This window comes from Paenibacillus zanthoxyli JH29 (assembly GCF_000520715.1).
GTDB lineage: Bacteria > Bacillota > Bacilli > Paenibacillales > Paenibacillaceae > Paenibacillus_AQ > Paenibacillus_AQ zanthoxyli.
Genome location: NZ_ASSD01000144.1, coordinates 1 through 20,387 on the forward strand (window position 1 = coordinate 1; position 20,387 = coordinate 20,387).

Annotated in this window: 16 protein-coding genes and 1 riboswitch; of the genes, 5 read left to right on the plus strand and 11 right to left on the minus strand. The window is 53.0% G+C overall.

Annotated features, from left to right (window positions below):
- From pyrF to lspA, 9 genes are all read right to left on the minus strand, one after another.
- The coding region (gene pyrF, locus L691_RS0105715; protein WP_036735540.1) for an orotidine-5'-phosphate decarboxylase at positions 1-483 on the minus strand (483 nt) is incomplete at its 3' end.
- A gap of 213 nt (positions 484-696) precedes the next feature.
- Complete coding sequence (gene carB / locus L691_RS0105720; RefSeq protein ID WP_025689316.1) at positions 697-3,918, minus strand: carbamoyl-phosphate synthase large subunit; 3,222 nt, start codon at positions 3,916-3,918, stop codon at positions 697-699.
- 4 nt (positions 3,919-3,922) lie between these two features.
- Positions 3,923-5,101: a glutamine-hydrolyzing carbamoyl-phosphate synthase small subunit gene (carA, locus tag L691_RS0105725; RefSeq protein ID WP_025689317.1), complete on the minus strand. Its 1,179-nt coding sequence runs from the start codon at positions 5,099-5,101 to the stop codon at positions 3,923-3,925.
- 124 nt (positions 5,102-5,225) lie between these two features.
- On the minus strand, positions 5,226-6,506 hold the full coding sequence (locus L691_RS0105730) for a dihydroorotase (protein WP_025689318.1): 1,281 nt from the start codon (positions 6,504-6,506) through the stop codon (positions 5,226-5,228).
- 100 nt (positions 6,507-6,606) lie between these two features.
- Positions 6,607-7,515 (minus strand): aspartate carbamoyltransferase catalytic subunit, encoded by a 909-nt coding sequence (locus tag L691_RS0105735; RefSeq protein WP_025689319.1) that lies wholly within the window; start codon positions 7,513-7,515, stop codon positions 6,607-6,609.
- Positions 7,516-8,097 carry a bifunctional pyr operon transcriptional regulator/uracil phosphoribosyltransferase PyrR gene (pyrR, locus tag L691_RS0105740; RefSeq protein WP_025689320.1) on the minus strand — a complete coding sequence of 194 codons (582 nt, stop codon included), beginning with the start codon at positions 8,095-8,097 and terminating at the stop codon, positions 7,516-7,518.
- Between the two features lie 324 nt (positions 8,098-8,421).
- Entirely contained in the window at positions 8,422-9,675 is a 1,254-nt protein-coding gene (locus tag L691_RS0105745) for an LL-diaminopimelate aminotransferase (protein ID WP_025689322.1), read from the minus strand.
- Between the two features lie 129 nt (positions 9,676-9,804).
- Positions 9,805-10,764: an RluA family pseudouridine synthase gene (locus L691_RS0105750; protein ID WP_036735537.1), complete on the minus strand. Its 960-nt coding sequence runs from the start codon at positions 10,762-10,764 to the stop codon at positions 9,805-9,807.
- Between the two features lie 2 nt (positions 10,765-10,766).
- Entirely contained in the window at positions 10,767-11,279 is a 513-nt protein-coding gene (gene lspA / locus L691_RS0105755; protein ID WP_025689324.1) for a signal peptidase II, read from the minus strand.
- Between the two features lie 211 nt (positions 11,280-11,490).
- Between lspA and L691_RS0105760 the strand changes: the two genes are divergently transcribed.
- The 5 genes from L691_RS0105760 to L691_RS0105780 all read left to right on the plus strand — a co-directional run bounded on the left by L691_RS0105760 (position 11,491) and on the right by L691_RS0105780 (position 16,399).
- Positions 11,491-12,219 (plus strand): TraR/DksA C4-type zinc finger protein, encoded by a 729-nt coding sequence (locus L691_RS0105760; RefSeq protein ID WP_025689325.1) that lies wholly within the window; start codon positions 11,491-11,493, stop codon positions 12,217-12,219.
- A 198-nt stretch (positions 12,220-12,417) separates the two neighbouring features.
- A riboswitch (cyclic di-GMP riboswitch) is annotated at positions 12,418-12,514 on the plus strand.
- A gap of 157 nt (positions 12,515-12,671) precedes the next feature.
- The gene (locus L691_RS0105765) at positions 12,672-14,315 is read left to right on the plus strand and encodes a thiamine pyrophosphate-binding protein (RefSeq protein ID WP_051459309.1); all 1,644 of its coding nucleotides are present in this window, start codon (positions 12,672-12,674) and stop codon (positions 14,313-14,315) included.
- A 53-nt stretch (positions 14,316-14,368) separates the two neighbouring features.
- A complete protein-coding gene (locus tag L691_RS0105770) occupies positions 14,369-14,737 on the plus strand; it encodes a carboxymuconolactone decarboxylase family protein (protein ID WP_025689327.1) in 369 nt (122 codons plus the stop codon).
- A gap of 211 nt (positions 14,738-14,948) precedes the next feature.
- Entirely contained in the window at positions 14,949-15,290 is a 342-nt protein-coding gene (locus L691_RS0105775; protein WP_025689328.1) for a hypothetical protein, read from the plus strand.
- A 116-nt stretch (positions 15,291-15,406) separates the two neighbouring features.
- Positions 15,407-16,399, plus strand: coding sequence for a 3-oxoacyl-[acyl-carrier-protein] synthase III C-terminal domain-containing protein (locus tag L691_RS0105780; protein WP_025689329.1), 993 nt, complete (start codon positions 15,407-15,409; stop codon positions 16,397-16,399).
- A gap of 67 nt (positions 16,400-16,466) precedes the next feature.
- On the opposite strand, the gene L691_RS0105785 is transcribed toward L691_RS0105780, so the two are convergent.
- A complete protein-coding gene (locus tag L691_RS0105785) occupies positions 16,467-16,814 on the minus strand; it encodes a DUF5665 domain-containing protein (protein WP_025689330.1) in 348 nt (115 codons plus the stop codon).
- Between the two features lie 253 nt (positions 16,815-17,067).
- Positions 17,068-20,157 (minus strand): isoleucine--tRNA ligase, encoded by a 3,090-nt coding sequence (ileS, locus tag L691_RS0105790; protein WP_025689331.1) that lies wholly within the window; start codon positions 20,155-20,157, stop codon positions 17,068-17,070.
- Between the last annotated feature and the right edge of the window lie 230 nt (positions 20,158-20,387).

Sequence of the window (20,387 nt, forward strand, 5' to 3'; positions counted from 1 at the left end):
CACGACGCCGTCTAGCCCGGCGGCCGCGGCAAGCTTCGCGTACCGCACTACCGTGTCCGGCACTTCGCCGGGAATGCCGATCTCGCTGTTCATGACGGCCTGGCTGGTGCTGGTAAGCTGGGTCACCGCAATAACCAGCGGACGGACAAGCGCAGGGTTCTTCCGCAGGGCTGCATCGATACCCTCTATTGCGGCGGCCATCATGGCCGAACCGCCGGATGCATGGACGTTGAACATATCGACGCCAAGGGCGGTCACGCTCTCCGCTCCCCCTTTTACCGTGTTCGGAATATCATGCATCTTCACATCAAGAAACACGGAGTAGCCGAGAGATTTCAGCTCTCTGACAAAATCCGGGCCTGCGGCGTAGAACAGCTGCATGCCGACCTTCATGTAGCACGGGATGCCTTTCAGCTTGCCGATCAGCTCTTTCGCCTGCCCGGCATCCGGATAATCAAGCGGGATCATCAGCCGATTGGCCATGCTCTCCCATTGCGTGTTCTGTGTGACGGTATTCTCCTGCGCCGCAGCTTCCTGCAGTGGCTGCCTTTCTCCGGTCATAACAACACTCCTTCGCTGAGTATATGAAAAGCTTTCGCTTCCGAATCGATAGCATATAAATGCCCGGGCACAGCGGAACGGTCTGCGAGTTGACGCAAACCGTTCCTGTAATTCCCTGTGCCTTACGCACCATTCTTATTGTCCGACAAAAGCCGGCATCGACTGCGAGGAGAAATTGATCGTCTCCAGCATGCGCAGCAGCGCCGTTACGGTATCAAGCGACGTCATGCAGACGATGCCGTTCTCGACCGCTTCGCGGCGGATAAGGAAGCCGTCGCGCTCCGGCGTCTTGCCCTTGGTGAGCGTGTTGAACACGAAGTTCGCCTGGCCGCTGCGGATAATGTCGATAATGGTAGGCTCGCCTTCGCCGAGCTTGTTGACGTTCATGACGTTGAGGCCCGCTTTCTCCATGGCCGCCGCAGTACCGCCTGTGGCGATGATTTTGTATCCCAGGCGATGGAAGCCTTTCATCAGATCGACCGCCTCATCTTTATCCTTATCGGCTACGGTTATGATAATCGACCCGGTTGTCGGAATTTTCATGCCCGCCCCGATCAGTCCTTTATACAGAGCTTTTGCATACAGTCTGTCGCGGCCCATTACTTCGCCGGTGGACTTCATTTCCGGACCGAGCGTCGGCTCTACTCTGCGCAGCTTGGCGAACGAGAAGACCGGCACTTTGACAGAGACGTAATCACTCTCCGGCCACAAGCCTTCACTGTAGCCTTCGTCCTTCAGCTTGCCGCCGAGAATGACCTTCGTTGCCAGATGGGCCATCGGAATGCCCGTCACCTTGCTCAGGAACGGTATGGTACGCGACGAGCGCGGATTCACTTCGATGACGTACACTTCGCCGCTGTAGATGACAAACTGAATGTTGACCAGTCCGACCGTCTTCAATTCCTTGGCGATCTTGATCGTAATATCAGTGATTTTCTGTTTCAAGCTGTCTTCCAGATGCTGCGGCGGATAGACCGCAATGGAGTCTCCGGAATGAACGCCTGCGCGTTCCACATGCTCCATTATGCCGGGAATAACCACCGTTTCACCGTCGCAAATGGCGTCGACTTCAACCTCTTTGCCCAGCATGTAACGGTCGATCAGCACGGGATGATCCGGATTGACTTTAACCGCTTCTTTCATGTAGCTCAGCAGTTCGGCATCGGAGTAGACGATCTCCATCGCCCGTCCGCCAAGCACATAAGAAGGACGCACCAGAACCGGATAGCCGAGCGCTTGAGCCGTGCCCACAGCTTCTTCAACTGTTGTTACGGTGCTGCCTTTCGGCTGCGCGATATCCAGACGCGACAGCAGCGCTTCGAACCGTTTGCGGTCTTCCGCCTCGTCGATGCTTTCCAGGCTTGTGCCAAGAATTTTGACGCCTGCCGCGCTAAGCGGAGCGGCCAGGTTGATCGCCGTCTGTCCGCCGAACTGCACGATAACACCAATCGGCTTCTCCTGCTCGATCACATTCATGACATCCTCGAAGAACAGCGGTTCGAAATAGAGCCGGTCGGAGGTGTTGAAGTCAGTGGATACCGTCTCAGGGTTATTGTTGATAATAACCGCTTCGTATCCGGCCTTCTGGATCGCCCAGACGGCATGTACCGTAGAGTAGTCGAACTCAATGCCTTGGCCGATGCGGATCGGTCCGGAGCCGAGTACAACCACTTTTTGCTTATCAGACGGAATGACTTCATTCTCAGTTTCATAGGTTGAGTAATAGTAAGGGGTGGTCGCCTCGAATTCGGCCGCGCAGGTGTCGACCATCTTGTACACAGGCTTCAGTCCCTGCTCAAGACGAATCGACCGGACTTCGGCTTCTTTTGTCTGCTTGCCCCCCGGCTGACCTTCCGAGCGCAGCTCGGCAATGGCGCGGTCGGTAAAGCCCAGACGCTTCGCCTGGTACAGCGTTTCCGGCGTCAGGCTCTCTTCTTCGCGGATACGGTCCTCGAAGCCGATTAAGCCTTCGATTTTGTCAAGGAACCACCAGTCAACCTGGGTAATATCCTGAATTTCCTGAAGCTGGTATCCACGGCGGAACGCCTCGGCAATCAGGAAGATGCGCTCATCATCCGGTTTCGCCAGACGAGTCTTCAGCACTTCATCCTCAAGCAGCTCCGCCCCAGGAAGCTTGAATCGGTGAACCCCAATCTCCAGCGAACGGATCGCTTTGTGAATCGACTCTTCGAAGGTGCGGCCGATTGCCATCACTTCTCCGGTCGCCTTCATCTGCGTGCCGAGCTTGCGGTTCGCATAGATGAACTTGTCGAACGGCCAGCGCGGAATTTTGCTGACGATATAATCGAGCGTTGGCTCGAAGCAGGCATAAGTCTGTCCCGTAACCGGGTTGATGATTTCATCCAGCGTGTAGCCGAGGGCGATTTTGGCCGCCATCTTGGCGATCGGATAACCGGTCGCCTTCGACGCCAGCGCAGACGAACGGCTGACGCGCGGATTCACTTCGATGACATAGTATTGATAGCTCTGCGGATCAAGCGCAAACTGTACGTTACAGCCGCCTTCGATGTTCAGCGCGCGGATAATCTTCAGCGAGGCGCTGCGAAGCATCTGGTACTCGCGGTCGGACAGCGTTTGGCTAGGCGCCACGACGATACTGTCGCCGGTATGCACGCCGACCGGGTCAAAGTTCTCCATGTTGCAGACCACGATACAGTTGTCATTCGCGTCGCGCATCACTTCATATTCGACTTCCTTCATGCCCGCGATGCTCTTCTCGATCAAGCATTGGCTGATCGGGCTGTAGCGGATGCCGGCTTTTACCGTCTCGCGCAGCTCTTCTTCATTCGCGCAAATGCCGCCGCCGGTACCGCCCAGCGTGTAGGCCGGACGGACAATCAGCGGATAGCCGATTTCCACGGCAAACTCCAGCGCTTCCTCCAGTGTGGTAACAATCGTGCTCTCCGGCACGGGCTGTTCCAGTTCACGCATCAGATCACGGAACAGGTCGCGGTCTTCCGCTTTCTCGATGGAATGAAGCTGAGTGCCGAGCAGCTTAACGTTCTCTTGCTCCAGTACGCCGGCGCGCGCCAGCTCCACGGCCATATTAAGGCCGGTCTGACCGCCGAGCGTCGGCAGCAGTCCGTCCGGACGCTCCTGGCGGATGATGCCGGTCACGAAATCAAGCGTGATTGGTTCGATATATACTTTATCCGCCATGTTCGTATCGGTCATGATGGTGGCGGGGTTGCTGTTGATGAGGATAACCTCGACGCCCTCTTCTTTGAGCGCCTGGCAGGCCTGGGTTCCCGCGTAGTCGAATTCGGCTGCCTGGCCGATAACGATCGGTCCGGAACCGATGACGAGTATTTTCTTAAGCTTATCGTTCTTAGGCATTCTCTTAGTAAGCTCCTTTCACGGCTTCAAGCTGCTGTTTCGGGGTAGGAGCCGCGATCCGCGCGTTCGCCGCAAATTGCGCCTGGCGGGAAACGGCGGGAGTACCCCGCTTATGCTCCGCAATCATGTTCAGGAAGCGGTCGAATAAATAGCTGCTGTCATGCGGTCCCGGCGCGGCTTCCGGATGGTACTGCACCGAAAAAGCGGGATAGCGGGTATGCTTCAGCCCTTCGATCGTCTTGTCGTTGTTGTTGATATGCGTAACTTCAAGCTCCGTACCTTTTACCGAGTCTTCGTTTACGGTGTAACCGTGGTTCTGGGACGTAATGTAGCAGCGTCCGCTTTCCAGTTCCTTGACCGGATGGTTGCCGCCGCGGTGTCCGAATTTAAGCTTTTCGGTGTCTGCTCCGCAGGCTAGCGCAAACAGCTGGTGGCCCAGACAGATGCCGAAGATCGGGTATTCGCCGAGCAGCTCGGAAATCGTCTTAACCGCATACGGAACGTCTTTGGGGTCCCCTGGACCGTTGGACAACTGAATGCCGTCGGGGTTAAGGCGGCGGATCTCTTCAGCCGTAACATTATGGGGAACGACGATAACATCGCAGCCGCGATTGTTCAGTTCGCGCAGAATCCCCGTCTTGGCGCCGTAATCCACAAGCACGATCTTCTCCTTCGTTCCGGGGCTGCTGTAGGCGCTGGCGGTGGAAGTGCGGGCCACCTGGTTGCGCAGCTCGTCGATCGATGTTTCGTTCATCATTTCCATCAGCTCTTCTACCGGCTTGGTCGAAGTGGTCAGGATGGCCTTCATCGTGCCATAGTGGCGGATGATGCGTGTCAGCATACGGGTATCAATGTCGCTGATGCCGGGAATCCCGTACTCTTTCAGCAGGTCGTCGACGCTGTATTCGGCGCGCCAGTTGCTCGGCACCGTCTCATGACGGCGCACGACGAAGCCATGCACGAAAGGCCGCACGGACTCGAAATCATCACGAGTGATGCCATAGTTCCCGATCAGCGGATACGTCATGGTCACGATTTGTCCGCAGTACGAAGGATCGGACAGTACCTCCTGATATCCTGTAATCCCCGTATTAAATACAACCTCTCCAGTCTTCTCGCCCTCTGCGCCGAATGCGGTGCCGGTAAACAACGTTCCGTCCTGTAGCAGCAATCTTGCCTGCATTCCTTTCCACTCCTCTACATTCTGTATTCTCAAAACTGTATGTGTTCTTAACCTCCGGAGTGTCTGCTTCAGGTTCCTCGCCTCTTAGGCCTGAGAACCCCGCTTCGTTCTTTCGGTTCGCTTCTTATTCTTCACTCCATACAACACGTCCGTCCGTGAGGGTCATCACCGGCCAGCCTTTAAGCTTCCAGCCTGTAAACGGCGTATTGCGTCCCTTGCTGGCAAAGTTATTCGGATCGACTTCCTTCTCCGTCTCCAGATCAATCAGCGTCAGGTCAGCCGGGGCTCCTGGCTCCAGAACGCCGGTGCTTAGACCGAACACGCGGGCCGGATCGGAGGTCATTCTCTTGACCAGCAGGGAAAGGTCCATCTTGCCAGCGGCGACAAACTTTGTATACATCAGCGGAAAAGCCGTCTCGAACCCGACAATCCCGAACGGCGCAAGCTGCATGCCTTTGGCCTTCTCCTCCGCGCTATGCGGCGCGTGGTCCGTCACGATGATGTCGATGGTTCCGTCAAGCAGCGCTTCGATGCAAGCATCCACATCGCGGCGTGAGCGCAGCGGCGGATTCATTTTCCAATTGGCATCAAGGCCGGGGATATCTTCCTCAGACAGCAGCAGATGATGGGGGCATACTTCGGCGGTCACGCGGATGCCGATTTCCTTCGCTTGGCGGATCAGCCGAACCGATTGTTCGGTGCTGACATGGCACACATGGTAATGCACGCCAGTCGCTTCTGCCAGCAAAATATCCCGTCCGACATGAATCGCTTCCGACTCGTTCGGAATGCCCTTAAACCCGTGCTTGCGGGCAAAGCTTCCTTCGGCTACCGGAGCCCCAACGACCAGGGAATTATCCTCGCAGTGCGCGATTACCGGCATATTCATGGAAGCCGCGATATTCATCGCGTCCTTCATCGTTTGCGCCGTCTGTACGCCTACGCCGTCATCCGTAAAGCCGATCGCTCCCGCTTCCTTCAGCGCGGCAAAATCCGTAAGGTCCTGCCCCTGCTGTCCTTTCGTAATCGCGGCATAAGGCAGCACTTTGACCAGCCCGGCTTCGCGGGCCTTGTCCTTTACCAATTGTACGATTTCCGGGCTGTCCGTGACCGGCTTGGTGTTCGGCATGCAGGCAATCGTCGTGAATCCGCCTTTGGCCGCCGAGCGGCTGCCAGTTTCGATCGTCTCCTTATGTTCAAAGCCCGGTTCGCGCAAATGCACATGCATGTCGATGAATCCCGGAACAAGCAGCTTGCCGGACGCATCGATCATCTCGGGGCCTTCCGCGATACTTTCGTTGTCGTTCAGGATAGCCGAGATGACGCCATTCTCAATCTTGATATGCTTGCGCTCCAGACCACCGTCGGCATTCAAAACATTGGCATTTTTGATGATAACGTTCATGCTGTCTCCTTTTGCCCGCGACTGTTTCATCCGGGCTCTTATGTTATTATATAATAAAAATTCATCCTTGTGTATATTTATTAACTGGCCCTTTTCGGCCTTAGCGGATTGCTCTCTCGATGACAGCCATCCGCACTGGAACACCGTTGGACATTTGAGGAAAAATGAGCGATTTGGCGCTTTCCACCACCGCATCGTCAATCTCGACATTCCGATTAACCGGCGCCGGATGCATAATGACCGTATTCGGACTTAATCTTGAGGCGCGCTCTTCCGTCAAGCCGAACTGCCGCCGATATTCCTCGGCCGACTGCAGCATCCCGGTCGCGTGACGTTCAAGCTGAACACGAAGCATCATGACCACATCCGCTTTGAGCGCTTCATCTATCGTGACATAAGGCGCATGCTCCATAAGTTCAGGGGCTTTCATATTCTCCGGCGCGCAGAACTGCACCTTGGCTCCCATTCTGGTCAGTCCCCACAGATTGGAGCGGGCTACCCGGCTGTGCATAATATCGCCGATGATCGATACGGTCAAGCCTTTGATTTCACCGAAAGTCTTGATCATGGTATACATGTCCAGCAGCGCCTGCGTCGGATGCTCGTTGTTGCCGTCGCCGGCATTGATCAGCGGAATCGACACCTTCTCTGACAGTTGGGCAAGCACGCCGGTCGGCTTAAGCCGCACGACGCCTGCATCGATTCCCATAGACTCCAAGGTGCGCACGGTGTCGTAAATCGACTCGCCTTTTTCCACGCTGGAAGCAGCGGCTGTGAAGTTCAGCACCTGGGCGCCAAGACGCTTCTCCGCCATTTCAAATGAGAACCGGGTTCTCGTGCTGTTCTCAAAAAACATGTTCGAGACGAACCTGGAAGCGAGCACAGAGCTTACCTTTTCAGTCTGCTTATCCCAATATGCCGCTCTAGCCATTATTGCGGCAATTTCCGTTTGGTCCAACCCTTTCAGTCCCAGCAGACTGCGTTCTTTCACTCTGGTAGCTGTCATCATTTATTTTGCCTCCCAGTTCGATAGTATGTGCACTTCGTCCATTCCGTCGACTTCCTTCAGCGCCACTTCAATCGACTCATGCCTTGAGGTCGGCACGTTCTTTCCTACATAATCCGGGCGGATGGGCACTTCCCGGTGACCCCGGTCAGCCAGAACCGCGAGTTGTATCATTCTCGGCCGTCCGCAGTCCATGAGCGCATCCATCGCCGCGCGAATCGTGCGTCCGGTGTAGAGAACATCGTCGAACAGGATGATCTTTTTGTCCCGAATGCCGGAACCTCCGCCGGGAATGATCAGCGTCCCTTTTTCGTTACAATCTCCGCCCTTGGCATTATTATTCTTCCCGGGTTCCAAGTCATCGCGGTAAGGGGTGACATCAAGCTCGCCGTATGCAACATCCGCACCTTCGATTTCCTTAATCCGCTCCGCGATCCGGCGTGCCAGATATACACCTCGGGTGCGGATGCCGATCAGCATGCAATCTTCGATGCCTTTGTTCTTCTCGAGGATCTCATGGGCAATGCGCGAAAGCGCCCGGCGAATCGCCGTCTCGTCCATAATGACGTTTTTTTCGGTAATCATTAATCATGCCCTCCAGGTCATGCGCCCTGTACCCGATCTGCCGCCAAACCAAAAAACTCCTTGCCTGAAGCAGGCAAGGAGTGAAATCCGCAGATTGAAGAAGAATGACGGGCGCGCAGCAAAAGAGCTCCGTACAGACAGACGGATTCCCTGCAAAAAGCCGCGAACCTCGATTCACGTTACCTTGCCAGCCTCACGGGACTGAATTAAAGGCGCTATTCATTTATCATTTGGATTATGACAGAATGGACAGCCTATGTCAACTATCTCCAAGAAAAATAGCCTCCGCACCATCATCCGGCGTAGAGGCTTCTTAAGGGCAAATTAGAATTCAAATTCGACGTCGCTCAGGCGGCGTTTAATTTCCGAAATCACACGCAGCTCTTCCTCTTCACCTTTGGCAATAAAAGTGACGGAGAATCGCACGAACGCGCCCGCGTCATCCCAAGGCACGGTGGAGATCAGCTTCTCGCGAATCAGATATTGGGAGAAATCCTCGCCGGACTCGAAGCGGCGTCCGCCCTTGATGCCTTTCGGAGCTTCCACATACATAAAGAAGGAGCCCTTCGGTTTCGTCGCCTTGAAGCCAAGACTGTTCAGCGCGTCAACCAGCAGGTTGTGGCGGCGGGAATATTTGGCCGCGATCGCTTCTGTGATTTCCGGATGAGCAAGACCGTAAGCGGCCGCTTTCTGAATTGCGATAAACTGGCCGGAATCGTTGTTGTCCTTAACGTCGCCAAACGCCTTAACGATCAGCGGATTGCCGGCCACGAACCCGATTCTCCAGCCGGTCATATTGTAAGATTTGGAGAGGGAATGCAGCTCAACGCCAACGTCCTTCGCGCCGCGAACGGACAGGAAGCTCAGCGGCTTCAGACCATCATACGTCAGCGCCGCATATGGGGCGTCGTGAATGACGACAACATTGTATTTCTTCGCCCAGGCCACTACTTCGGCAAAAAATTGCGGAGTCGCGCTTGCGCCCGTCGGGTTGTTCGGATAGTTCAGGTAGAGCAGCTTCGCCTTGTATGCGATGTCTTCCGGAATAGAGCTCAGGTCAGGAAGGAAGTTGTTCTCCTTCTTAAGCTCAACAGTGTAGACTTGCCCGCCCAAATATTTCGTGTGGGTGCCCAGCACCGGATAGCCCGGAATGGTCATGATGGTAATATCGCCCGGGTTGATAAAAGCGGAAGGCAGCATCGCGAGCGCCGGTTTCGAGCCGATGGAATGCAGCACCTCGGTTACAGGGTCAATGCCATCGACATTAAATACCTCTTTCAGGTATTTGGCCGCAGCCTCTTTGAATTCGGCAATTCCGTTATCGGCATAACCGCGGTTCTCTTCCTTGGCCGCTTCTTCGGCAAGCTTGGCGACGATGCCCGCATCGGCCATCTCATCCGGTTCGCCAACGCCCATATCGATCAGCTCAACATCGGGGAAGTCTTTTTTGGCCGAAGCCTTGGCGCGCTTAATCTTCTCAAATTTATAAATATTGGTGTCCTTGCCATAGTTCGCCCCGCCAATGCGATCTGCGAAATTGTTCTGGATATACGTATTCTGATAGTGTTCAACGCTCATAAAAGTGATCTCACTCCTGCTTCTGGAATATAAGACAATGAACAGGCGCCCAGCCTATCCATTCTATACTGTTAAATATGACGTAACAACGGCTTCAAGACAATGGACAAATCAGCAGTTGATTTGTACTTATCTGCTCCGCAGGCGGGCGAGCAGCTCTTCCATATCCTCAGGCAGCGGCGCCGAAAACTCCAGATATTCCTCCGTGGAAGGATGGATGAATCCGAGTATGGCCGCGTGCAAAGCTTGTCCGCCTTCCATAAAGATTCCTTTACTCCGTCCGTATACGGGATCGCCGACGAGCGGATGCCCGATAAATTTCATGTGTACCCGAATCTGGTGCGTTCGTCCGGTTTCCAATTGAAGCTGCAGCAGAGTACAATCGCCGAACCGCTCCAGCACGGTAAAATGGGTGACCGCCGTCTTGCTGTTCTTCTCCGTCACCGTGTAGAGCTTGCGGTCATGCGGGTCTCTGCCGATCGGAGCGTCCACCGTTCCCTGATCATGGGCCACATTGCCTTGAACGACCGCTAAATAGCGCCGGGTCACGCTGTGCGCTTTGAGCTGCGCGGCAAGCGAATTGTGGCTGGCATCGTTCTTGGCTGCCATGATGAGGCCCGATGTGTCCTTGTCAATCCGGTGTACGATGCCGGGGCGAATCTCGCCGTTAATACCCGACAGGTCCTTGCAGTGATACATCAAGGCGTTGACCAGCGTGCCGGAGGGATGACCCGCTGCCGGATGCACGACCATGCCGCGCGGCTTGTTGACGACAATCACGTCGGCGTCCTCGTAAGCGATGTTCAGCGGAATATCCTCCGGCGTCAGCTCCGAGGTCTCCGGCTCCGGAACCATCACGTTGATTGAATCCCCTGTGGAGAGCTTGTAGTTCGCTTTTACCATCCTGCCGTTTACCGTAACATGTCCTGCCTCGATCCACTGCTGTACCTGAGAGCGGGAAATTTCCTCTTCCCAAGCTTCGGTTACATATTTATCAATGCGTTGTCGGGCGTATTCCTCCTGAACGGCCCAGACGACGATATCGTTTTCCACGGCTTCGCCTTCTGCCCCTTCATTACGGGCGTCCATACTCAATGCTGTTCATTCCTTTCCTCTGACTCACTTGTTTCCTTCACTTCAATCACTTCAGTTGAGCCGCCCCTCATATCCATAATGGAATCGAGTATAATGAGCGCCACACCAATGACAATACAGGAATCCGCCACGTTAAAGATCGGAAAGGTATAGCTGCCGAAATTAAACCGCAGAAAATCGACAACTTCGCCTGTTAGCGCCCTGTCGAGAAAGTTGCCGATTGCACCGCCAAGCACAAGCGACAGCGCCAAGGGCAGCAAGCGCCGCGTCCTTTTTACTTTATTCAGATACCAGACGATCCCTATCAGGACGACAACCGTCACCAGTATGAGAAACCAGCGCTGGTCCTGCAGAATGCTGAAAGCGGCGCCGCGGTTGCGATGCGATGTGATAACAAAAAAGTTTCCGATCACCGGAATTTGTTCGTCGATTTCAAGACGTGTGGAGATCAGATATTTCGTTCCCTGGTCAAGCAAAAATACGATTAGCGCGATCAGATAGTACACCACTTCAGCTTGTCACTCCGTTCTTATTTTTCCCGCCCGAAAGCGGTCCAACACGTGTATAAAAGACCTGTATATTGTAGCACAAGCCTTAAGAACCCGTCCATTGCGGCACATCCTGAGCTTTGCTTATCAAAGCACAATTTTCCAGCGGTAAAAACCCGGTCAATCGGCCAACCTAACAAGGAAAACGGCATATGGAAAGGAGCCGAGGCTAATGAATCACCTGTCTTCGGAACAGCTTGCCCACCTGCGCGGCCTTCTTATCCGCCAGCGGGACGATATCCGGTACAGGCTTAAGGAGAACGAAGATCACGGTCTTGAAGATTCCATGCGGGATATGTCGGGCGAACTGACCGAAATCGATAACCATCCCGGCGATGTCGCAACCGACCTGTATCACCGTTCCATGGATATCTCGCTTCAAGAGCTCGAGGAACTGGAACTGAAGGATATAGATGACGCGCTTCAGGCGATGGACGCAGGCACATACGGCATTTGCGCAGCGAGCGGACAGCCGATTCCATATGAGCGTCTGGAAGTTCTTCCCGCCACACGTTACTGCAAGGAATACAGCCCCCGCCAAGAAAAGCCGCATACGCGCCCGGTCGAAGAGCAATTTCTTACTCCTCCTTTCGGGCGAAGCAGTCTCGACGAGCATGAATATAACGGTTTTGACGGCGAGGACGCCTGGCAGATCGTTGAGAGCTACGGCACCTCCAACACGCCGGCGATGGCGGAGGGAAATAATATCGATTCTTACAATGATATGGAAATCGAAGCTAATGATCCGGACGGCTTCGTCGAGCCCTGGGAAAATTTCATCGCCACGGACATAACGGGCAATCATGTTACCGTCGTGAAAGGACATCAATACCAGAGTTATATGGACAGCGGAGAAGGCGATTACCTGCTTGATCCCTGCGCTAAAATTGAGAAGGAGTAGCCGCAAAGGCTGCTTCTTTTTTTACAATGCGTCTTTATGCTCAATTTAGGACTTTTATCCTTTATTAATTTTAGATAAAATCTATTAGCAGATAGAAAATCAATCTATTCGTCAAATTTCGAGCCTATCTATATAAATATGTTGACAAAAGCAGGGCTAGGAATATATTGTAAGGGAAAATTATTCTTTATATAATAAACTCAATATGGGCAAAGTTTTCCGAAAGGGAATGACGCAAAGCCATGGATCTACAGTCTCATTCCCTGCTTGAGACCATGACAGCCAGGTTGCTGAAGAACCGGAACGCCTGTATATCAAGCGTCCTAGATGGTGATTTTGTCAACCGACCTGTACTCTGTTTTGAGTACAGGTTTTCTGTTATTGGATGTTCTCAATCTACCGGTTTTTCTTCGAAGGAATGATAACATGGCAAACAATATTTAATTTGTGAGGTGGATCTTTTGAAGACAGTCGCAGATTATATGGCGGAAGCATTACAGAATCTCGGAGTAACGCATTCTTTTGGCATTATCGGTAAATCTATCTGTCCGATCGTTCTGAAGATGGTGGATTACGGCATTGAGTTTATTCCCGGGAGACATGAGTCCAGCTCCGGATTCGAAGCTTCCGGCTATGCCCTAAAAACTGGAAATCTCGGCGTGGCTTTCGGCACCTCCGGTCCGGGGGGTACGAACCTCCTTACAGCGGCGGCACATGCCAAGGCCAACAACCTCCCTGTGCTGTTTATCACGGGACATCAATCCATTCAGGAGCTCGGAATTCCCCAATGCCAGGATTCCTCTTCGTATCTTGCAGATTTGGCGGACATGTTCAGACCCGCTACGCTGTTCAGCAAGCTAATCGAACGAGGCGACCATTTCAGCACGATTTTTAACCATGCCATTTCTATTGCGCTAAGCGGCAAACGCGGGCCTGTTCATCTGTGCATTCCGTTTGATGTCCAGACAGAACCGCTTAAAGAATGCCGAATTGTTATCCCCGAACAAGAAAAACTTGTTAATTACGCTAATTTTGACCGTGTTATTGATGCCATTAACCATTCCAGCAGTCCCCTGATCATAGCCGGCAAAGGCGTCAACCGCTCCGGCGCCCATACGGAATTGGTCCAAATGGCAGAGACCTTTAATATTCCTGTTGTTACTACTCCCGGCGGCAAAGGCGCTATTGCCTGGGATCATCCGCTATACCACGGTCCGATCGGTGTGGGCGGATGCAAGCATGGCGACGATTTATTGAACCGCAGTGATTTGTTTATCGTGCTTGGGTCGCGGCTCAGTGATATGACCATTTGCAACCTCAAGGCGGAGAACCATCCAAAGACCTTAATTCAATTTGATGTAGACCCTACCTTTGTAGGGAAAATATTGAATTCCCAGACGATAGCTGTCGGCGGAGATCTGCGTGATAATTTGTCGCTGTATCTCAAGAATGTTGATACTGCCGCTATTAAAAAACGCGAAACGAAGACCGCTGTTCATTATGCGGAAGAACTGCCAGATCTGCCTAAGCTTTCACTGGCGTCGGTAATGAGCACGATGAGCGACCTGATCCCTTATAACAATACCGTATTTGTGGATGACGGCAGCCACGGCTTCAATGCCGTAAAGTGGTACAACGTGAAGAAACCGGGCAGTTTTGTCTTCGACGCTTACTTTGCCTGCATGGGTAACGCCATCGGCATGGCGATCGGTGCAAAGGCAGCTTCCCCTGAGGAAACGATATTTTGCATTACCGGTGACGGCTGCTTCATGATGCTCGGTACTGAAATAAATACTGCCGTTTGCAAGAATATCCCGGTCATTTTCATCGTTGTGAACAATATGCAGCTGGATATGGCGTTAAAAGGAATGGAAAAAACTACAGGCAGAATCGACGGAACTCTATTTGAAGTCCCTATGGATGCCGTGAAATTTGCCGAATCGCTTGGAGCTGCTGGCTTTAGATGCGAGACCGCGGAACAATTTGCTGCCGCCATCAGCGAAGCTGTAGCTTTAAACCGCGTTGCCGTCATCGAGCTGTTGACTGACCGTGACGAAGTGCCTCCTACCGCACACCGCACACTAAATCTCAATTAATAGTTACACAGACAATAGAAGCATACGCTAGCAAAAATTTAGGAGGCATCTCTATGACAGACAACATAAACAGCGGTTTTAAGCATTTCTCCAATCTTTCCGGCGATTATGGGGCCAAGGCGATGGCTCCGATCAAAGAACATTTTCCCGAATTGGCTGAATTTATTATGGGCAATGCTTATGGCGACATTTTTCAGCGGACTACTATTGGCGCGGATTGGAAAGAGATTGCCGTTATTTCCTCTTTAATTACGATGGGTCAATTCGAACAGCTCGGCGTCCATTACGTGATGGCGCTCCGTGTAGGCATGACCGTTGATCAGATCAAAGGCATTTTACTGCATCTGGTACCCTGTGTTGGCGCTCCAAGGATTATTTCCGCTTTTAATGTTCTGCTCTCTACCCTAGAAGAGATCCAATAACTACATCATCGACAAAATACCGCATCATTCGACTTTTTTCTTGCATATCTGAGAAATTTATGTATACAATAAAGAAAAATATCCCAAGACTAAGGTTAAAATGTCGAATGTTGGCGTTGGCGGGTAGTTTTTAAGGATATATGCATGAAGACTGACTGCGTAGACTCAGTTGGACGAATGCTAAACTCAAAATTCCGGGAGAGATGAAGACATGGGAAAATTTATTTTGAAGACAGACGCCGCTAAAAAGGTAATTGAGATCGAATTGGAGGGAGCCTTTTCAGAAGAAGACGGCCTTAAATCGATTCAAGCCTATAAAGAAACGATCACTGGTATTACTCCTGCAGACTATCAGTTGAAGATTGATTGCAGAAAGCTGAATGTAACTGCACCTGAAGTTGTGCCGCTTCTTGAAGGCTGCTTCATCATGTTCAAAGGCGACGGATTTGAAAAAGTAAATCTTACTCTTGAAAATAATCCTGTCCTCAAAATGCAGCTGTCTCGTCTGGGCCGCAAAGCAGGGCTGGAAAACCTGGAAATCATTTCAGTCTAGTTATACCAACGGAGTGAATGCTCACACAACTTAGTGCTCAGTGGATGCTTTCGATGCGAGTTTTGTACGAAGCTGGACAATGAAGTAACGCTCACAAAACTTTTAGGAGGATACATATGGCTGGGATTCGTATTAAGGACATTGATATCTATCATCCAAACAAAAAGATTGGCAACGACTTTTTCATTGAGCATTTTGACGAAAAGGGCATTGATATCCGTGGACTTCTCGCCGCTCTGGGCCGTGAAAACCGCTACAGCATCGATAATGAGGATGAGAATTCCCTGACGATGGCCTTCGAGGCGGCGAGCAATGTTCTGGAAAAGACGGGTCTTACCGGTGCCGATATCGACCTTATCGCTTATGCGAGCCAGACTCCTGAATATATTTTTCCTACGAACTCATTGATGATTCACCGGCTGATAAACGGAGCGTCCCATACCATCTGCATCGACAGCAATGCGAACTGCGCGGGAATGACAGCTTCGGTTGAACAGGTTAGCCGGCAAATGATGGCCAATCCAAGAATCCGCCGTGCTCTGGTCATCGGCTCAGACCATGTTGCGCCGCATGCCGACAAGAATGATCCCGTGTATTATGCCAACTTCGGTGATGCTGCCGCCGCTGTCATTTTGGAGCGTGATGAGAATTCCGTAGGCTTCATAGATTCCATCTACCAGACAGACACTTGTGTTTACGGCAACTCGATGTTTCCGTCAGAAGGCTTGGCCAAGGTTGGCCGCACCGGCGTGAGTGCCGGGGAGTTCAATGTTAGATTCATTCCTTTTGACGATTCGATCTGCGTTGACGCCGCCTCTGAATCTATCAACACCTTACTTAGTGAAAATGAGATCACCCCTGAATCGATTAAAGTGGCTTGCTTCTCTCAACTGTCACTTCCCAACATTCGCGCGGTTTCCGAGAAAACAGGGATCGATAGCGACGCAGCCGTCTACATCGGCGATGAATTCGGCTATACCTCGACGAGCAGCCCTTTCATCGCTCTGCACAAAGCTGTAACCACTGGGAAAATCGAACGCGGAGACAAGCTTCTGTTCTGGACGGTTGGCGCCGGCTGGCAAAATGTTGCTTTTGTAATGGAGTATTAAGCCTTAATTTAGAAAAACGGCTCACACGCAGATGTTCTGCATACGGGCCGTTTTTTTCTGCCTTGAACTAAATCGTATGGAGTTCGAGCTGATGTTGGACAATGCGGACGATATCGGCGATGTAATCTCCGATAATCGGCAGATTGAGAGCCCCTAGCACCTGAAGCACGTAAATGATCGTTGCGGCAAAAAAAGTAAACCCAATAGCGATTCCGACGCCGCGCGCGGTACCCGACAGCACGTTCAGCCATATCAGCCGCCAAGGAGAATGCAGCAGCTCCAAATACTCGGAAATCCGCGACTTTTCCATTCTTTGCGCCCATTCAGTAGCCACCCGGTAAACAGCGTCGAGCTTGTCCCTGTCAGGAGGTTCTGACGGGCCTTCCCTGCCACGCGCCAGCTGTTTCCAATGCATCGGATCTGCTCGAAGGTCCGCCCCTCCGTCTTTGTCCTCCTTCATCTTGATGCCCCCTCCGTTTTACGCCGAAACCTAAACGAGCCCGGCGAATAGAGACTGTCTGTCTCTTCTTTCGCACGGGACTCGCTTATTAGCGCCGAAATATTCAAGCAGGAATACTTCTCGCATTAACACCTGCGGTTATACTTCTGACGCTAGTATATGCACTTTACGGATGGGACATGCGCCAATTCCGCCGATGAACGGCAGCTTAGCCGATAAGAATGCCGATCGTTTTACCGCCGATATCCACCGTTTCAAAAGAATCGCCGCTGCCGAAATCAACTGTCGTCACAAGGACATTTTCCCGCAGGACATTCTCGAACGCGGTAACGGCAGCTTTCAGCTCGTCGTCAACATGCAGAGTGAGCGCGACACGCTTATCAATCGCCAGATCGAGCCGTTTGCGGTAATCCTGAACCGCACGTACGATTTCACGTACCCAGCCCTCTTGTTCTAGCTCGGGCGTGATTTCCGTGTTCAGGGCGACCGTAATTCCATAACCGGATGCGGACGCGAAGCCCGGTTTGGCCTGCTTGTCGATCAGCAGCTCTTCCGCGGTGATTTGCAGCTCTTCGCCTTCCAGCGAGGTGACGGCGACCCGTCCGTTTTGAACCGCGCTGCGCGTGGCGTCGCTGTCCATCGATTTCAGGAACCCTTGGATGAAGCCGACGTTTTTGCCGTATTTTTTGCCCGCGACCTTCAGGTTCAGCTTCAAAGTAAAATCGACAAATCCGCTGTCGCTCGTCTCCAGCACGATGGACTTGACGTTGATCTCGTCCTTGATGATCTCCTCATAATCCGCGACATTAAAGCTGTGGCTAATGGACACGATCAGCTCGGAAAGCGGCTGACGCGTCTTGATTCCGGTCTCGTTGCGGACGTTGCGGGCCAGCTCGACGATGTTACGGGCGCTCTCCATATCCTGCTCAAGCGTAACGTCGATCAGGCTCTCGTCGGCTGCCGGGTAATCGGCCAAATGCACGCTTTCTCCACCGCCCAGGTTGACGAAAATATCCTCCGCCAGCATCGGCATGAACGGAGCGACAATCTTCGCCGTCGTCAGCAGCACATGCGTCAGCGTACGGTAAGCGTCCAGCTTCTCTTCTCCAAGCCCGCTGCCCCAGAAACGGTCACGGGAACGGCGGATATACCAGTTACTCAGCTCGTCGATAAAGTTCTCAATCGCTTTGGACGAGTTGACGAAATCATTGACTGCAAGCCCTTTATCCACAACAAGGATCAGGCTGTTCAGACGGGACAGAATCCAGCGGTCCAGCTTGTGGGCGGACAGCTTGAACGGGTGCTCTGCCGGATCGTAGCCGTCAATGCCCGCATATAGCGTCAGGAACGCATGAGTGTTCACCAGCGTATCGACGACCTTGGATTTGCTCTCGCCCACAAGCCCGCGGGAGAAGCGCTTGTTGTTCCACGGCGCGCTGTCAGCCAGAATCGCCCAGCGGAACGCGTCGGTGCCGTATTCGTTCATGATATCCCAAGGGTTGATAACATTGCCCTTGGATTTGGACATCTTCTGGCCGTTCTCGTCGAGGATGTGGCCTGTCGCGATAACCGCTTTGTAAGGCGCTTTGCCCTTGAACAGCGTCGATACTGCAAGCAAGCTGTAGAACCAGCCGCGCGTCTGGTCGATGCCCTCACAGATCATATCGGCCGGATATTGGTCGTCCAGCTTATCCGCGTTCTCGAACGGATAATGGCTCTGAGCAAACGGCATTGAGCCGCTGTCGAACCATACGTCGATGACTTCAGGGGTCCGCACCATCTCCGCGCCTTCTTTGAACGGGCTCCGCAGACGGATGTTATCCACATACGGCTTATGCAGCTCGATGTCCTCCGGCACATCGCCGATAGCCATTTCTCTCAGCTCGGCGATGCTGTGCGGCGCGAACTCCTTGCCCGTCTCCTGGCAGACCCATACGTTCAGCGGCGTGCCCCAGTACCGGTTGCGGCTGATGTTCCAGTCCACAAGCTCATCGAGGAACTTGCCGAACCGGCCTTCGCGGACATGGCCCGGATACCATTCGACGCCATTATTATTAGCAATCAGCTGATCCTTGATCGCTGTCGTGTTGATAAACCAGCTGTCTGTCGCATAGTACAGAAGCGGCGTGTCGCAGCGCCAGCAGAACGGATAGCTGTGCTCGTACTTTTCCTTACCGTACAGCAGGCCCTTCTCCGACAGCATTTTGACGATATCGAGGTCGCAGTCTTTCACAAAGCGTCCGGCAAAATCGGTTACGGTCTCGGTATATTTACCCGACGTATCCACCACGTTCACGAAAGTGATGCCGTTCTCGCGGCAGGTTTTGTAGTCGTCCTCGCCATGTGCCGGGGCCATATGGACGATCCCCGTACCGCTGGCATCCGTAACAAAGGAAGCGCCGACAATGACATTGCTTCTTTCCGCCTGGATGTAGCTGAACGGTGGCTGGTACGTCTTGCCGACCAGATCGGAGCCTTTTAATTCGGACAGCACCGTATGCTCCCCCTTGGCCACTTCTTCCACCAGATTCTTGGCCATGATGTAGACGCCGTCCTCCTGCTGCACCCGCACATATTCCATGTCCGGATTAACGGCCAGCGCCATATGCGCCGGAAGCGTCCAAGGCGTCGTCGTCCAGGCCAGCACATATTCGCCGCTGTCGTCCAGCTTGAACTTGGCCGTGGCGCTCAGGTCTTTAACCGTCTTGTACCCTTGAGCCACTTCATGCGAGCTGAGCGTCGTCTGACAGCTCGGACAGTAAGGGCTGACACGATGGCCGCGGTACAGCAACCCTTTCTCATGGACCGTTGCAAGGATGTTCCACACACTCTCGATGTACGTATTGTTCAGTGTGATGTAAGGATTGTCAAGATCGGTCCAGTACCCGATCGCTTCCGTAAATTCGCGCCACTGCTTCTCGTAGCCGAAGACGCTGTCTTTGCACTTTTTGACGAATTTCTCGACGCCGTAGGCTTCAATTTCCTGCTTACCGGAGATGCCGAGCTGCTTCTCCACGCCAAGCTCGACCGGCAGGCCGTGGGTATCCCAGCCGGCCTTGCGCACGACGCGATAGCCCTTCATCGTCTGGTAGCGGCCGATAAAGTCCTTGATTACGCGCCCAAGCACGTGCCCGATATGCGGCGCGCCGTTCGCGGTCGGCGGACCTTCGTAGAATACATAGTTCGGCTTGCCTTCGCGATACTCGATCGATTTGCGGAACGTATTCTCCTCGTTCCATTTCTTTAAGATACGGACGTCTCTGTCCCGCGCTTTTTCTTTGATGTCTACTTTATGCATGATGGTCAACTCCTTTAAAAATTTCGATCCCCCTAAATCCCCCTTGGCCAAGGGGGACCCCAAGGGCTCCGCCCTCTGGACACCCGGAAGTTGGGCGGGGGCAGGGGCGAAGGCGCTACTTAGTTTATTTTTGTGGTGCGACCGCTTATCCCTGCGGGACCGCTTGGACTGCGACGCTCCTGCTGGAAAGGGCAAAACCCTTAAAACCTTCGCGTGCCGCGGCTCTGGCC

Coding starts and splice junctions, on each gene's coding strand:
- L691_RS0105735 (WP_025689319.1), bottom strand. CDS start 7,515: ATGATGACAGCTACCAGAGTGAAAGAACGCAGTCTGCTGGGACTGAAA.
- L691_RS0105745 (WP_025689322.1), bottom strand. CDS start 9,675: ATGAGCGTTGAACACTATCAGAATACGTATATCCAGAACAATTTCGCA.
- L691_RS0105780 (WP_025689329.1), top strand. CDS start 15,407: ATGGCTGGGATTCGTATTAAGGACATTGATATCTATCATCCAAACAAA.
- L691_RS0105785 (WP_025689330.1), bottom strand. CDS start 16,814: ATGCATTGGAAACAGCTGGCGCGTGGCAGGGAAGGCCCGTCAGAACCT.
- carA (WP_025689317.1), bottom strand. CDS start 5,101: ATGCAGGCAAGATTGCTGCTACAGGACGGAACGTTGTTTACCGGCACC.
- ileS (WP_025689331.1), bottom strand. CDS start 20,157: ATGCATAAAGTAGACATCAAAGAAAAAGCGCGGGACAGAGACGTCCGT.
- pyrR (WP_025689320.1), bottom strand. CDS start 8,097: ATGATTACCGAAAAAAACGTCATTATGGACGAGACGGCGATTCGCCGG.
- L691_RS0105775 (WP_025689328.1), top strand. CDS start 14,949: ATGGGAAAATTTATTTTGAAGACAGACGCCGCTAAAAAGGTAATTGAG.
- L691_RS0105760 (WP_025689325.1), top strand. CDS start 11,491: ATGAATCACCTGTCTTCGGAACAGCTTGCCCACCTGCGCGGCCTTCTT.
- carB (WP_025689316.1), bottom strand. CDS start 3,918: ATGCCTAAGAACGATAAGCTTAAGAAAATACTCGTCATCGGTTCCGGA.
- L691_RS0105730 (WP_025689318.1), bottom strand. CDS start 6,506: ATGAACGTTATCATCAAAAATGCCAATGTTTTGAATGCCGACGGTGGT.
- L691_RS0105770 (WP_025689327.1), top strand. CDS start 14,369: ATGACAGACAACATAAACAGCGGTTTTAAGCATTTCTCCAATCTTTCC.
- L691_RS0105750 (WP_036735537.1), bottom strand. CDS start 10,764: ATGGACGCCCGTAATGAAGGGGCAGAAGGCGAAGCCGTGGAAAACGAT.